We start from the raw sequence: 726 nt of genomic DNA, 5'->3' as shown, positions 1-726 counted from the left end.
AGGAATGAAGCCGGAGCTTTTCGCGCATCTTAAAGGTTGAACCGTGTGCACATCCAGCATGATTGAGAGGAAGATGCCGAACATGACACAGGTCAACCAGCATCAAATGCCGATCCGGCATGTGATCGACAACGCGGAGAAAGCGATCCAGGTGGCCAAGGACGCCGAAATGGCCGTCCGCCACGCGCAGCTTCAGTCCGACCCGCACAAGCTGTCCTCTGCGCTTGCGCAGCTGGAATCGGCGCATCAGGCGCTGGCGAAGGCGCAGAGCCAGATGTCGGCGCAGGACCACGAGCATCACGGACAAGAGCTCGTGCAGGTGCAGGACCAGTTGGAACAGGCGCAGCAAAGCTTGGATGTGGTCGCATCGAACACCGAGCAGCCGAAGCAAATCCGCTGACCGGACGCAGGTTGCGCCGCTCCAAGCATTTAAGCGAAAAAAGCACAGGCCCGCCGATTAAATTCGGCAGAGCTTGTGCTTTTTTGTATGTTATGGAACTTGGAGCAATTCGAGGCCGGTTATCGGGATGCTACCGTTACGCCTGCAAAAGCCGTCACGCCGGTAGAAACGATCCCTTGAACCGAGTGTAACGTATGGAATGCATTTCATAGCAAGCGTTTTTTTCTATGAAAAGCGATGTGTTACAATACAGCTAATGAGGCGAGGAGGCGGACGGTTATGGCAAACATAAAAGAAATTGCCCGCATGGCAGGCGTTTCGGTCAC

The 726-nt window shown here is 54.8% G+C and carries 1 protein-coding gene; it reads left to right on the top strand.

All coding sequences use genetic code 11. The features are described 5' to 3' along the window. Nucleotides 1-82 precede the first annotated feature (82 nt). On the top strand, nt 83-400 hold the full coding sequence (locus QJ48_RS34685) for a hypothetical protein (protein ID WP_054977800.1): 318 nt from the start codon (nt 83-85) through the stop codon (nt 398-400). The last annotated feature ends 326 nt before the right edge of the window (nt 401-726 follow it).

This window comes from Paenibacillus sp. A3 (assembly GCF_001399685.1).
Classification (GTDB): Bacteria; Bacillota; Bacilli; order Paenibacillales; family NBRC-103111; genus Paenibacillus_G.
Note: the sequence above shows the minus strand (reverse complement) of the source record. Positions and strands in the feature narration are given on the sequence as shown.